The organism is Pseudomonas sp. RAC1, from assembly GCF_030658255.1.
Classification (GTDB): Bacteria; Pseudomonadota; Gammaproteobacteria; order Pseudomonadales; family Pseudomonadaceae; genus Aquipseudomonas; species Aquipseudomonas boreofloridensis.
Genome location: NZ_JAUTXS020000038.1, coordinates 212,975 through 227,903 on the forward strand (window position 1 = coordinate 212,975; position 14,929 = coordinate 227,903).

At 60.1% G+C, this 14,929-nt stretch carries 8 protein-coding genes; 2 read left to right on the forward strand and 6 right to left on the reverse strand.

Translation table 11 applies throughout. From position 1 onward, the window contains the following. Positions 1-10: 10 nt before the first annotated feature. Both Q7C30_RS18375 and Q7C30_RS18380 read left to right on the forward strand, forming a co-directional pair. Positions 11-3,580: a glycosyltransferase gene (locus tag Q7C30_RS18375; RefSeq protein ID WP_317872324.1), complete on the forward strand. Its 3,570-nt coding sequence runs from the start codon at positions 11-13 to the stop codon at positions 3,578-3,580. A 52-nt stretch (positions 3,581-3,632) separates the two neighbouring features. Next, complete coding sequence (locus Q7C30_RS18380; protein ID WP_317872325.1) at positions 3,633-6,356, forward strand: glycosyltransferase; 2,724 nt, start codon at positions 3,633-3,635, stop codon at positions 6,354-6,356. Positions 6,357-6,409: 53 nt separating this feature from the next. Here the strand turns inward: Q7C30_RS18380 and Q7C30_RS18385 are convergent, their stop codons facing one another. The 6 genes from Q7C30_RS18385 to vioA all read right to left on the reverse strand — a co-directional run bounded on the left by Q7C30_RS18385 (position 6,410) and on the right by vioA (position 14,809). Then, on the reverse strand, positions 6,410-9,799 hold the full coding sequence (locus Q7C30_RS18385) for a glycosyltransferase (RefSeq protein WP_317872326.1): 3,390 nt from the start codon (positions 9,797-9,799) through the stop codon (positions 6,410-6,412). A 146-nt stretch (positions 9,800-9,945) separates the two neighbouring features. Further along, the gene (locus Q7C30_RS18390; RefSeq protein WP_317872327.1) at positions 9,946-10,929 is read right to left on the reverse strand and encodes a hypothetical protein; all 984 of its coding nucleotides are present in this window, start codon (positions 10,927-10,929) and stop codon (positions 9,946-9,948) included. Then, a complete protein-coding gene (locus Q7C30_RS18395; RefSeq protein ID WP_205419286.1) occupies positions 10,922-11,647 on the reverse strand; it encodes a WbqC family protein in 726 nt (241 codons plus the stop codon). Before Q7C30_RS18395 ends, Q7C30_RS18390 begins: the two co-directional genes overlap by 8 nt. Beyond that, the gene (locus Q7C30_RS18400; protein WP_295482362.1) at positions 11,641-12,345 is read right to left on the reverse strand and encodes a class I SAM-dependent methyltransferase; all 705 of its coding nucleotides are present in this window, start codon (positions 12,343-12,345) and stop codon (positions 11,641-11,643) included. Before Q7C30_RS18400 ends, Q7C30_RS18395 begins: the two co-directional genes overlap by 7 nt. A 72-nt stretch (positions 12,346-12,417) precedes the next feature. Next, positions 12,418-13,686, reverse strand: a complete 1,269-nt coding sequence (locus Q7C30_RS18405; protein WP_317872328.1) for an ATP-grasp domain-containing protein — start codon at positions 13,684-13,686, stop codon at positions 12,418-12,420. A 4-nt stretch (positions 13,687-13,690) separates the two neighbouring features. Next, positions 13,691-14,809, reverse strand: a complete 1,119-nt coding sequence (gene vioA / locus Q7C30_RS18410) for a dTDP-4-amino-4,6-dideoxy-D-glucose aminotransferase VioA (RefSeq protein WP_039583235.1) — start codon at positions 14,807-14,809, stop codon at positions 13,691-13,693. Positions 14,810-14,929: the final 120 nt, after the last annotated feature.

Genomic DNA, 14,929 nt, shown 5'->3' on the forward strand with positions numbered 1-14,929 from the left:
GTTCCGCGCTGTGACCCCATCCGCCCTCGTCAGCATCGTTATCCCTGCCTACCGCGCAGACTTCTTCCGCGCCACGTTGCTCAGTGCTATCGAGCAGGACTACCCGAACCTGGAGGTGCTGGTATGCGATGACAGCACGGACGGCGCCATCAAGCATATCGTCGAGCAGGTGGTGGCGCAGTCGGGTGTAGCGGTGCGCTACATGCGAAACGCTGGCACCCTAGGCTTCGCGCGCAATCTACTGGCATGCCTGAGCGAAGCGCGCGGTGAGCTGATCAAGTTCCTGTGCGACGATGATCGTCTGTTCCCCGATTGCATAAGCCAACAGGCTGCATTGATGCAGGCGCATGCCGGCGTGAGTATGACCATTTGCCAGCGCATGCTGTGCGATGCCGACGACGCCTTGCTGCCCTCACGCATGCTCAATGCGGTTCTCTGCCCGGACGACGCGCTGATCAATGGCGGGGATCTGCTGGAGGCCCTGGAAACCTACGCGCCGAACCTGTTCGGTGGGCTCAGCCATGCCCTGATGCGTACAACCCTGGTGCAGGCGTACTTGCCAGCACTGGTGGAGGAGGGTGGCTTCGTCGCGAGGTTGGATCTGGCGCTTTACATCTGTCTGATGCGCCGAGGCGACCTGGGTCATCTCAAGCGGTATTTAAGCCTTGAGCGTCTGCATCCTGGACGCTTGAGTCACCAGACCCGGTTGGTCATGGCCTTCGACGGCGAAACCGATTGGATCAAAGCCATGCTGGCGGCACGTACCAGCGAACCTGCACCTGCCACTGGTTGGGTGCGCTATTTGCCACTGGACGAGTACAGCGCGTCGCCGGACGCGACGTGGCGCGAGTACGAGCTGAATCGGCTGTATGGCGCGCAGCAGGCGCGTCAGCAGCAGCAGGTGGGCACTGACTGCCTGTCCTTCGACGAGGTCTATGAGCAGTGGCTGGAATGTCGGGCGCTGTCCACTGCGCAGATAGCCGCATTGCCCAAGCGCTTCGAGCAATGGCCCATACGCCCGCGCATCGTATCGGTCATCTGGGCTCAGAACGGTGAAGAGCACGCTGTTCGAACGACGCTGACGAGTCTCAAGGCGCAGTCGTATGAATCGGCTGGTTGCTGGGTGCTGGCACCTGAGACCCTGGCATTGCCCGAGGACGGATCGATCGAGCGGGTGCGCAAGGACGGCGACGGCTTCGCGGCGTTGCAGGCTCGGCTGGATGCCACCGACGAATTCGACTGGGTACTGTTGCTGAGAGCCGGCGATCGCCTTGTGCCCCATGCATTGGCCATCATGGCCGAGCGGATGGCACTGGGCGGGCGTCTGTGTCTGTATCCCGACGAGGGTGGGCACGATACCTTGCGTGCGCACACGCCTATCCTCAAACCCGATTTCAACCTAGATCTGATGCGCAGTCTGCCCTACGTGGGCCGAGTGCTAGCGTTCGATTGTCAGGCATTGCGTACAGCAGGCGGTTTCGATACCACCTTCGGCCCCCTGGCGGCTCATGACCTGATCTGGCGTCTGGCCGAGCAACAAGGTCTGCAGGTGGTCGAGCATATCGATCAGTTGCTGGTGCACTGCCAGTGGGATATCGACCGCTGGTTGCGCGAACCGGACTGCGTCGCGCAGGCGCCGAAGGTCGTGGCTGCCCATCTGGCGCGATTGGGCGTGGACGCCCAGGTCATCGGGCATCAGGAACTGGCCTTGTGTCGTGTGGACTATCGTCATCACTCGCCAGCGCTGGTTTCGATTCTGGTCGATGTGGGACAGGATCTGGCAGCGGCGATGCGCTGTGTCGAATCCGTGTTCGAGCACACGCTCTACACCTCCTTCGAGGTGTTGCTGGTGGCGCCAGATGACCTCCCAGACGAGCTGCACCAGTGGTGTAGGGCGATGGCCGCATTGGGCAGCGCTCAGTTGCGGGTGGTGGACGTCGGAGCCGGCGAGCGTGTGCAGCGTTTCAATCAGGCCAGTCATGCGGCTTCAGGCCAATACCTGCTGATGCTCGACAGTGCTTGCGTGGCCTTCGACGCTCATTGGTTGAGCGAGATGATGGCTCAGGCACAACGTCCTGAGGTCGGCGTGGTGGGGCCCAAGTTGTGCACCCGCGAAGGCAACGTTTTCGGGGCAGGCCTGGTATTGGGGTTGCATGGTGGTGTGAGTAGCCCGTTCGTCGGTGTGTCCGCACAGAGCAGCGGTTATCTGCATCGGCTGCAGGCGGCTCAGAACTGGAGCGCGCTGCCGCTCGATGGCATGCTGATACGCCGAGCGCTGTTCGAGACGCTCGAGGGTTTCGATCACCAGGCATTGCACGCTGGCTTGCACGACGCCGACCTCTGTTTGCGCGCTCGCGAGCGCGGCTACCTGTGCGTCTGGACGCCCTATGCGCTATTGGTGCGCCTGGGCAGCGCACACGATGTGCCGCCTGACAGTCGACGCAAGGCGCTGGATCTGGATACATTCCACAGCCGCTGGTTAGCCACGGTGGCTCGTGATCCGGCCTACAATCGCAATCTCAGCCTGAAGATGGCCAGTTTCAACCTCGATCCCGGACAGCGACGCGGTTGGGACCCCTTCATCGCTCGCGTGCTGCCGTCGGTGTTGGGGCTGCCAATCAACACCTCTGCAGTAGGTCACTACCGTGTCGCTCAACCTTTCCATGAATTGGAAAAGGCCGGATGGATCCAAGGTCGCCTGGACTACAGCACGCCGGAAATGATCGAAATCGAGCGTGAACAGCCCGATGTCATCATCCTGCAATGCCGCTACACCACCACGTCGCTCGACGAAATGAAGCGCATCAAGCGTTTGTCGAATGCGCGGCGAATCTATGAGATCGATGACTACATCATCGATGTACCGAAGAAGAACGCCCATGCGCGCAACATGCCCAGCAATATGCGCGAGTTGGTTAGCGAAGGCATTGGCCTATGCGATCGGCTGGTGGTTTCTACCCAACCTTTGGCCGACGCTCTCTCGGGCATGCACCACGACATCCGCGTAGTGCCGAACATGCTTGCCGCTCACCTGTGGGCCGACAGGCACAGCGAGCGCCAGACCACTCTGCGCCCACGCGTGGGATGGGCTGGCGGCACCAGCCATCGGGGCGACCTTGAGCTGCTGCTCGACGTCATTCGCACCCTGGCCGAAGAGGTCGACTGGGTGTTCTTCGGCATGTGTCCAGATGTGCTGCGGCCTTATGTCAAAGAGTTTCACAAAGGTGTGCCGTTGGCGGTGTATCCGCAGAAACTTGCCAGTCTCAACCTCGATCTGGCCTTGGCCCCGCTTGAGCAGAACCTGTTCAACGACTGCAAGAGCAATCTAAGGCTGCTCGAGTACGGCGCTTGCGGTTTCCCGGTGATCTGCACACAGACCAAAGCCTACGATGGCTACCTGCCTTGTACGCGAGTGAGGGACAACACGTCAGCGCAGTGGCTGGAAGCTATCCGCATGCACCTGGCCGATCCGCAAGCGAGCTACCGACAGGGCGATGCCTTGCGTGAAGCAGTACTGCGAGACTACCTGCTCAGGCCTCACCATCTGCAGCAGTGGGCCAACGCCTGGCTGGCAGACTGAATGTCCGGCGCCGGTTCATCCGGTGCCTCCACACACTACTCATAGGTGCCCTATGGCTGAAAATGCAACCGCCTCACGCGATCAGGTGACAGTCATCCTGCTCGGGCACGAGCAGCCCGCTCACCGCGCTCGCGCCCTGCATTACTACCAACGCGCTGGAGTCGCCTGCGTGGCACTGGAGTACCTGCATGGCCAGAACACCCCAGCGGTGCTGAGTGAGCGACTGATCCAGGCGTTGAGCCAGCTCGAAAGTCCTTACGTCATGCTTGCGCTTGACGCTGATTTCGTGCGCCCCCAGGCACTGGACCGCGCAGTCCAGGTCTTGGCCCAGACCCCCCAGTTCTTGGGCGCCCAGGGTTACGCTCTGGCGTATCGGCTGGGTAATGCCAAAGCCTTCTATCACAAGGTGGGTGCTGTAATGCACCCACCGCAAGGCGAGGGCGGCCGCGGGCGGTTGCACCAGTATGCGCTAGCTGGTCAGTCGGCCTGGCGGGCGGTGTTGCGGATCGACGCACTCACCCGGGTATTGGCGGACTTGCCTGCAGAGCTGGATTTCGCCGGTTGGCAGGTGGCATTGTCCTACGCCCTGCTGACTCAGGGTTTCATTGCGTCGGTGCAGCAAACCGATGTGATCTGCGAACTGGCCACCTGTGGGTTGACGCCGGTGGCACGGGATCAGCAATTGGCACATACCGTGCGCGTGCTGCGTCAGTGGGATAGCGCAGGCCCCGCACTGTGCATTGATGAAGCCGGCTTCAAGGTGCTCAATCACTTGGTGCGAAGTACCTACGATCACGCCGATGCGCCGCTGCTGTTCACGTCGCCGTGGGTATCGGTAATCGGCGAACCACAGCGGGTTTTCGAGCCTCGCCAGTACGTGGAACTGCCCTACTACGACCCAATTCTGTTCGCGGATTTGACGGAGGTGGAGTTCCTCTGCCACGCCTGGCCGACAGGTCAGGCCCACCGCGAAGCACTCGAGGGTACCTGGGTGCGCCAGCGCGAGTTGCTGATCGAACATCCGAACGACACTCGCGAAAGCTTGCAGCAACGCTACTGGAAAGCGCTGGCGCTCGGTCTGTTCAATCTACAGGTCTGCCGTCATCTGGTTCCCACCTTGACCGGCGTAGAAGATGAGCAGCGGGCGCTGGAACTGGGTGAATGGCTCGAGCGCCTGCAGCAGATACCGGGCTTGCAGGCGCTGGACTGGCTCGCAGACACCCGCTCCGGGCAGGTGATCGGCGCGTTGGCCGAATCGCTCCCGCAGGAGAGTGTGCGCCGGCGCGCGCTGGCTGAAATCGCCAAGCGTCCGGGCGTGCTGCTGACCTTCGTCGTCCTCGATCTGCACAACGACGATCTTGCGCTGCAAGCCAGCTTCGACAGCCTTCTTGCAAGTGGCCTGCGGCAGTTCAAGCTGGTGGTGCTCAAGAATGGCAAGCCACCGGCGATCACAACGTCACGTGACACCCTGCATTTCGTCCAGGTGAACGATGACAACTGGATCAATCACCTCAATCAGCTGTTGCGCCAGCTTGCCAGCGAGTGGCTGATGCTTCTGGACGCCGGTGACGAGTTGGTGGTCGGCGGTCTGTTACGTCTTCATCAGGAGTTAGCGCAGGCGCCTGGGTGTCTGGCGGTGTGTGCCAACGAGGTACAGCGCGACGACCAAGGGCGCCTGCACCCGGTCGTGCGTCCAGGCAGCGACCTGACTGTCTTGCGCAGTCAGCCCGGTTTGATGTCGCGACACTGGTGCGTTCGTCGTCAGGCGGTATTGGATGCGGGAGGGTACAGTGAAAGCCTGAGTGCAGCGTTCGAGTTCGACCTGCTGCTGCGTCTGGTCGAGCAACACGGTCAAGGTTGCCTGGCTCATATGGATCAGTACTTGGTCGTGGGGTCGGTTTCTAGGCCGAGCCTTCAGGCCGAGGCCGCCACACGCCTCAAACGCCATCTCACCGACTTGGGCTATCGGGGCGAGGTGCATGATCGGGGCGAAGCGGGCCTGACTTTGGACTACCGGCATTCAGCCACGCCACTGGTGAGCATACTGGTCGCGGCGCAGGGCGATCCGCAACAGTTGATGGGCTGCTTGAACAGCATCTTGCAACGGACCCGCTACCCCCGTTACGAGGTAGTGGTGGCCTCGTCCTCCGCGCATGCCGATGCGCTGTCCGCCGGCCTGGCATCGCTGGGCAGTCGTGTGCGTCTGGTGACCACCCAGGCCAGTGAGCTTTCCGAGTTGTTGAATAGTGCAGCCGAACACGCCCAAGGTGAGCACTTGCTGCTGCTGGCAGAGTACTGCGAGGTGATTTCACCCGCGTGGATCGAAGCGTTGCTCAATGAAGGGCTGCGCCCGGAGGTCGGGGTCGTTGGCGCCTGCCTGCTGTCGCGCGAGCTGAATCTGGTGCACGCCGGCTTCGACCTATTGCAAGGGCCGCAGGTGCATGCGCCGTGGTCGGGGCTGGCACTCGCCGACTGCGCCGAGGCACGCTGGCCAGACACGGTACGAGGCTGTGCAGCGGTCTCTGCCGACTGCATGCTGATACGCCGCGATTTGTTCGATCATTGCGGTGGTTTGAAGGCCGCAGGGGGCTTCGACGTAGCGCTGTGCCTGGAGGCTGCGCAACATGGGTTGCTGGTGGTCTGGACACCGGTCGCCCAACTGTTCGATGACGCGCCGTTGATGCCCGACGAGGGCGCTTGCGCAGCGCTTCAGGCGGGCTACCCCCAGGCATTCGTTGGCAGTTGGCCCAGTGACGCGCTGAAGCCGATTCTCTGACAGCCCGGCGACCGTTGGTAGCGCTCGTCTACCAAGGGTCGCATCCAGGGCTGCTAGGGTTGCATCCAACTGCGCAGGCAGACCTCACGGTGAACAGCGTCGAAGAAGCCTGTCCCTTCGACCACCTGACGTAGCCGTAGCCCTGCTGCCCTGGCGTTCTGCGGTGCTTGCAGGTAGGCGTCCACGGCCTCGATCCAATGCTCACTGCGGTTGACGACGAAGGTCATCGGCCAATCACGGACTTGCGCTTGATCGTCATTGCTGATGATCGCCACGCCACTGGCAGCTAGGCGCAGGGCCAGCTCCGGGGGTGGTGATACGCCAGGCGGCATGGGAATGAGTGCGAGGTCGAGCGCCAGGCTGTGCAGCAGTTCGGGCTGGGAGGTTATGTCTTGAGGATGGACTTCCTCGACCAGTGGCGCCAAGTGCGCGGGTACGTCTCCCCAGAGCACCCAGTGCGCGCGCCCTGCGCAGGCACGTAGTATCGGCTCGACCATTGCCAACGTTTCCAACTGCACCGGACAGCCGATTCGCAGTTTTTCTGGCGAGGGTCGCGCGATCAAAGGCTTCTGCCACGGCGGCATCAGACGCGTGGCTCGCACCCGAACATCCGCGTGCATGTGCGCCAGATCGTGCGCCAGTTGCTCAGTCGCCACCACAACGCGATCAACCACTGCGAGGGCATCATGCAGGAGTTGCCAGGCGCGCTCGTCCTGGGGCAGTTCCTCAACTTCCAAGACTTTGAACGCCGAATGCCGAGCGTAATCAGTGCCAACGGTCGCAATGCGCGCCGAATCGGCGACGTGCGCGAACACCACGACATCCGGGTTCAAGCGTCCCAGTTCCGGGCCAGAGAGCAATACGGGTATCGAGCAGCCGTCGACTTGGCCATGCTCAAGCAACTGCTCGAATGTGTCGATGCATCGCTGTGGACGTTCGCTGTCAGGATGCACCAGGACGACGGGTAGTGGACGCCAGCTCAGTGGACGCCAAGTCAGTGCGTGTAGGGCGGGAAGTTCGTGGCCTGCGCCTCGCAGCGACAAATTTTTGTTGTAGGCAGGATCGCGTATCAATGAGTCATGCCAGCGAGCATGCAAGTTGTCTTCGTCCTGTCGCAGACGTACACGCAGATCCGGTTTGCGTAGCTCACCGGTCCAGCCGTCCACACGCTCGCAGGCCACCAGGGCGCGGGCGTTCCAGACGTTCAGCAGGCCCTGAGCACTGGCACGCAGGCACAGGTCGAGGTCATTGAAACGCAGTGCGAAGGCAGACTCGTCCATGCCGCCAAGGGACTCGAAGAGTTCGCGCCTGATCATCAGGCACGCGCCGCTGACTGCGCTGACATCGCGGTCCACCAGCAGGTACTGCAAATAGCCTGCTTCGCTGTTCTCCAAGCCGACTCCGGGACTGGCAGCGCTGCCGTTCAATCCCAATACATAACCTGCATGGGCGAGCTTGCCTTCGATGTCCAGCAACTTCGGCGCGACCACGCCGACTTCCGGGCGCATTGCGTGGTTGAGCAGATGTTCCAGCCATTGCTCGTCGAACGCCACGCAGTCATTGTTCAGCAACAGCAGGAAGTCGCCCTGTGCGTGGCGGGCGCCGAGATTGTATAGCGCGCTGAAATTGAGTGCGGCCTCGTCGCGAATGACCTTGATCAAACCCTGCCCGGCTACCACGAGCTGTTCGAGCCACTCCTGCAGCGCAGGACTCTGACTGGCGCTATCGAGCAGTATCAGTTCGAAAGCGCTGTAGCGCGTCTTCGACAGTAGGCTGTCGACGCAACGCCGTACCAGGTCCAACTGATCGCGTACCGCAATCAGGATCGAAACCGTAGGTTGCCCAGAATGGCTGTAGTCGATGTGATAGTGGCGCGGCGGGGTTTCCAGAACTTGTGCCTGAGGGTAATCACGCGCGACGAGATGACGACGGATCTGGGCGACCTCATCAGGGTTCGCTGACATGTCAGCGGCATCGCAGATGACCAGCGGCTCATCCAGGTGACCGATGCCGTCGAGGCCGTGAGCCTCGATCAGGCGCAGAATGACGCCGAGTTCAAGGGCGTTGGGAAGCTGCCTGTCGAAACCACCGACCTGTAGCAGCAGGTCCCGGCGAATGATCCAGTGCCGGGCCATTATCGCCGGTATCGACAGCAGGTAATCCAGATTCATGTCTGGCCGCAGGACCGGGCTAGCTCCACCCTGAGTGCGATAGATTTCATCGGCGTAGAGCATGCGGCAGCCCTGCGCACCGGGCAACTCGAGATCCAGCATGAGGCAGCCACTGGGCAGTAACTCCTCGCCCGATTCCATAAGCAGCAACCATTGGCCGTCATCGTGCTCGGCAATCTGGTTGAGCAATCCGACCTCGGGTTCGCCGTCGATCCACTGAACATTACTGGCGAGCAAGGAGGGTAGCGGCTGTCGACTGACGACATAGACGCGCAATTGCAGTGGGCTGCTGGTACTCCACAGCGCCAGGCTTTCCAGTGTGTCACTCAGCGCCCGGTATTCGCCGCTGTTGTCGCTGACGACCACGCTCAGGCGTGTCTGGCCAGTAAGTGCGTTACGCTGCACGTCAACGAGTGCTCGCTGTACTGGAGTGAGCTGGCGATGAAGCAACCAATCACGGACGCTGGGCGTTTGGCTGGTTGCCGAATGCTCCGCTGCCACCCGCTGGGTATGGCCGATGAAGGCTTTGAGTTGAGGCCAGAATTCATCCTCCATGCGCAGAAGTCGCTGGCGGGCTAGACCCACCGAATGACGTGCGCGCTCGATTCCTCCAGGTTCATCGAGCATGGCCGCGCCAGCGTCGCCAATATGTTCGGTGAACGGCAGTTCATGCACGTGGCCGCCGCGCAGATAAATCACCGGGCAGCCGCACATCAACGCCATGGTGCAGGTGGCCGAAATTTCGTAGGTGTACAGGGTTTCTGCGCTCTGGAACAGCACGGCGAGCTCTGGGAGGGTACGCGGATTGCTCAGGCTGAGCACTTGTACATCTGCTGGCAGCAAGCTGTAGTCCACCTGTTGTGCATCGAACCGATGCAGGTACAGGTAGTGGCCGCGTCGGGCAATCGGCTGCACGGGTGGCGCGAACAGCGTCGAGTCGATGGTCGGCAGGGTGAGCATGTCGTGCAGGAGCTTGCCGTCGGCAAAGTCGTGGGCGTAGTAGTAATAGAGGTCGCTTTTTTGACCGCCCACCTCCAGGCCGTTGAGGAAGCCGTCACGGTTGAGCATGTAGCGTACTACCACGGGACTGCCCAGAGGATTTCCGCTGATGACCTCGGGGTAAACGGCGATGGGCGACACCCCTCGGACCTTGTGCACGTGCCGTACCACGTCCGTCAAGGCAGGTGTGCGCAGGTTGGGATTGACCACCGTGCAGCCCACCACATAGGCCTCCTGCCCGCTGATGTTCAGCGCATGACAGAGAAAGTGCATGACGCATACACCCGAGGACGTATCGCGGTAGTCGGGGGCGTAGATATAGTAAGGATTACCCTGTGTCCGGTGAAGCGCTTGCGGAATCATTAAATGTCCTGTTGCTAGGCTGGTCCACAGGGCCATGCCGTTATCGAAAGAGGCGCTCAGCATGTGGCCATGTGCCAATGCACGCGGTCGATAAGCCTCTGCATGTGCTCTTGGTGGTATCGCTGGTCGACAGGCAGAGGCAATACACAGCCTGCCAATAGCCTTTCCACGTTCGGGCTTTGCGCAGCATTCGCCACTTCCGGCCAATAGCAGGGGATGAATATGCGCTCTTCCCGCAGCGCTTGGCGTACGTACTGCGCCTGTGCCGGAGAGCCGAGCAGCAGTGGATAGCTCAGCGCGGCTACCTGGGGCGCAGTAACGCCGGGCTTGAAGAGGTTGTCGCGGTCGAACGCTTCGCACAGGTGGATGAAGTTGTCTCTCCGGCGGTCGGCGATGATGGCGTAGTCCAAGCTGTCGAGCAGGCGCCGAGTACTTTGCGACATGGCCGAAACAGGAGCTTGCGCCAAGGCTTTTTCAGCTTCGGTAAAAGCAAGATAGTGCTCTTCGGGAGCGGACTCCAAGCGTCCCAGCAGCGCGCCGAAGCGGTCTCTGGATTGGCTCTGTGGCAATTCCTTCAACCGCTCTGGAGGGTTGGCCAGCCATCCACCGTCGGCGACGCCGACGAATTTTCGTGGAGAGTAGAGCGTGGAGATACCTGGCAAGGGCGTGCTGAACAGCGCCTGCGAGTTATCTACAATCAGGCGATCGCCATACTGGGGGGCCAGCACTTCTCGGATATAAGTGTCCTTCAGGCCGAAATAGTTGACGTAAAGTAAGCGCTCGTCCGCCTTCAGTGCCGGTAGTTGCAGTAATTCGAAATCCATGTCGATCGCGTAGGGCTTAGGTCGGCTGCCTGCGACTTGAGCGGCCTCCACTACCGCTTGACAAATGTAGTAGGGCAGATACAGGCAAGGGGCGGCACTGGCCTCCAGCAACGCCGTCAGTGCGGAACGGGCGCAGTTGAAGCCAACGGCGTCTGGATACGGCGTCAGGCCTGTTCGCAGTTCCAGTTCGAAATAGCCGCCGATAGCCTCAAGCATTTTTGACGATCCCTTGTCTGGCCCATTCACCAACGGTGTGCGCCGGGTTGAACATCAAGGCGTCGAGAATGGACAGTCCTGGCAGGAACTCATGGCTGCCTTGCTGATAGCTCGGTAGCCGTGCCTGGAGCAGTTGCAACTGCATGCCCGCCGCGCTGAAGGTGTCGGAGTCGTACAGAAAGGCGCCTGCTGAGGGATTCAAGTAATGGCTGGCGCCCACGGCTGTCATCAGCTCCAGCACCCGCGCCTGACCGCTCAGGCCTACTCCGTCTCCCAACTCACTGGCGCTGATGATTGGCGTGGTCACGCCGATCAAGTCGCAGCTGGCTTTGAGCATGCGAACGTTGAGCTCGGCGATACTCGAGGCGGGCTCTTCGAGCAACGGTTGCAACCACGAGAGCACGAATGGCGCGTTGGGCGCCTTGCGATAGGCATTGGCGAGTTTGTTAAGGATGCCGCGCACATCGAATACCTTGCTGATTCGTTTGCGCAGAATTGGCGCGGTATGGCTGCTTTTCTCAAGCGCAACGCTGAACCAACGGGGTTCACCGTCCAGCAGGTAGCGGTTGCGCTCGATCCAGCCATTCTTGATGAATTGCGCAGTGTCATAGCTGACGAAAAGGTCCGCTGCGCCCAGAAGTTGGTAATAACCCAAGTAGGGAAGCAGGTAGGGCTGCATCAACACCACACGCTTGCGAGGGCTGCCAACATTCAGCATCGCTGATACACCCCTAGCCATGAAGAGGTGACGCCCACATGCCCGTTAGAGGCCCGCCATGCTAGATCCAGCCCTCGATTGATCCATCGGGTAAACGGATGCAGCACGCTTTTCTCGACATAGAAGGATCGCCACAAGCGTGTTCTGTACGGGTCTCGGAAAAAGTAGATGTCGCTCAACACGATGCGCTCGCTTGCGCCGAACGAGAGTGGTGCGTTGGATTGCCCAAAGGCGTGACGGATGCTCTGCGGATAGTAAGGCCGCACGTGAGAGAAGTCGTGAAAGAACCTCTCTCCCAGAACCGGGCTAATGAGTACCAGACGCCCGCCCGGTGCAAGCAGGTCGATCAAACGCTTGAGCAGCGTCAACAGTTGTGTCGGATCTAGATGTTCAACCAAGTGACTCAGAAAAATAACATCGAAGCTTTGCTGCAGCGGGGCGAGCTCGGACTCGTGATAGGCCTCGAAGCCTTCTTCGATGGCTTGGTTGATGTAGTCCGGATTGATGTCCACTCCTACTGGCTGCAGGCCCCACTCTCGAAACAGGCGTAGATATTTCCCGCGTCCCAGGCCGTAGTCCAACACGCTGAGCGATTGACGCCTATTTGCCGACCACTCGCCCAACAATCTTTTCACGCGCTGGGTTTCCAGCGTTTGGTAGTGTGCCGGATAACGCTTGCTGTCCAACAGCTCAAACATGAGGAGCCTCTCGACGGAGGAAAAGTTTTTTTTTGAATGAAGTAGACGGTAGACGCATAGCCTTGAAGGCAATCATGAAATGAACTCCAAAGCATCGACATCGAACACTGGAATACCGCAGTGGGTGGCCACATCCACGCGTTCAGGGAAATGGTTATCGATGAAAATAGCCTTGCCGACGATGAATGAGGATTTGGCGCGGCCGTCGGTAATATGAATGATGTCGTCAAACAGTTCGGCGGCGATGCGTGCTTTGCGCAAGGCAATCAGAGGATCGCCAGCGTGGCGGGTAAGCAGCACCAACCGCTTGCCTCTAGCTAGCATGCGGTAGAGAAAGTGCAGTGTTGAGGCAATGGCCAGGCCGTCGCGAATTACGGTTTCGTCGAAATCGATGTAGATCGTATCGAAGGGCTGAGTTATTTGCGCCAGGGTGAGAATACGTCGTTCGACCAGGTCGACAGCGTATTGAGGTAAGGCTCTGACTTTACGGCCAATGTAATCATGCACCGCCATCAGTGGCAGGTTCACCCCGCGTGCGCGCTGAGCCACCATAGATCCTGCCACCCGGCAACTGATCTCCAGCAGCTTCCACTGGCCCGAGTGGTCGCGTTTGAGTTGGAAGAACCAGGGGCCACGCAGTCGTAGGCGTTGGTTGATCACTTCTGCGATCTGCGTGATCTGCGGGTCTGCTGCCGGGAACGTGCTGCGCATGGAAATGCCGGCTCTCACGCGCTCGCGAGTGCGTGGGCCGACCCAGCGCAGCGCGTGTTCGAAATCGGTGAAGCAGTCCACGGTGGCTTCTTCGCCAGGCAGGTACTCAATCAGCAAGGGCAGCGTTGTGGCTGCCATCGTCGCCAGGGCTGCCTGGGGATTGGCTACGAGCGCGAAACCTTGTCCGCCCTGGCCGAGGTCTGGCTTGACCACAGCGGGCCAGTGCACCACCTGCGCCGCGTTGGCATAGACATGAGGTACCCAGGGTTGGTCAGCGAACTCAGCATAGGTCAGCGACTTGCGTCGAGCGATGGCGCATGTCCGCGCGTCATCATTGATCAGCCCGACGTTGAAACGCTCCCTGGATTGACTCAGATACGCCTGGACGGTGTCATGGGTAGCGAACACCAGATCAATCTGCCAGTGCCGGAGCAACGCGACGAACGCGTCGTCGAATTCAGGGGCATCGATGCGAGGCAGATCACCCTGGTAACGTTCGTACAATTGGCGCCCATGATCGTCGACGCTCGAGGCACCGTGGAGCCGCACATGGACCGAATGGATCAGGGCTTGATGAATTTCCGCGGCGTTTTCCGAACCGCAGGGGAAGACCAGTACGTTGAGTGGCATGTATTCAGCTCTGCCGCGCAGCATGGATCACTGAGATGATGCGCTCTTGGCTAACGATGTCGAGGTCCGGATAAATCGGTAGGCACAGCACTCGTCGAGAGGTGCGCGTGGCAATCGGCAGACGGTCGGGGCGGGCACTATCAAGGTTGCGATACATGGGAAACTCGCTGATCAACGGGTAGAAGTAGCGCCTCACCAAGATATCCTGCTCCCGGAAACGATCGTACAAGGCATCGCGGTCGATGCCGAAGGTCTCGCTATCGACCATGATCGGGCAGTAGGCATAGTTCCAGTCCAAGTCATGCGCTGGGGCGATCAGATCGATGCCGGGCACGTCTTGCAGAGCCGATCGATAGCGCTCGAATATCTGTCGACGGGTCACCAACGCCTGATCGATGTAGCGCAATTGCAGAAGGCCGAAAGCGGCCTGTAACTCGTTCATCTTGCCGTTGATGCCAGGCGCCACCACCGTGATCTCATCGGCAAACCCGAAGTTCTTCAAGTAGTCGATACGTCGTTTGGTTTTCTCATCCTGACAAACGATCGCACCACCTTCGAACGTATTGAATACCTTGGTGGCATGGAAGCTGAGCACCGAGACGTCGCCATGGTTAAGAATGCTTTCTCCATGCCATCTCACGCCGAAAGCGTGAGCGGCATCGTAGATCACTTTCAGGCCGTAGGTATCGGCGATCGCTTGGATTTCTTCGAGGTCGCACGGAATGCCGTAGCAGTGAACCGGCAAGATGGCGGTGGTATTGGGCGTTATCGCCTCGACGATGCGTTGCGGGTCTAGGTTGTTAGTATGCGGGTCGATATCGACGAACACCGGTTTGAGGTTGTTCCACAGAACGGAGTGAGCTGTGGCAACGAACGAATAGGGCGTGGTGATGACTTCGCCCGTAATTCGCAGGGCCTGTAACGCAGTGACAAGCGCCAGAGTACCGTTGGAAAACAGTGAAATGTAGCGGACCCCCAGATGGTTGGCCAACTCCTGTTCAAGCTGCTGGTGGAAACGACCGCAGTTGGTCAGGAACCGGCTTTCCCAGATCTGCTCCAGGTAAGGCACATAGCTCTCCAGCGGAGGCAGCAGCGGGCTTGTAACGGGGATGGGTTTCACCATGGACATGGCTCGCATTGACTACAGCTAAAGAGATTGCCGCATCGAGCGGTAATGCGCGTGCAGACAGGTGCCTGGGCGTCATTTAAACGACGATTCAGGCGCTATCGATGGGCTCAAGCA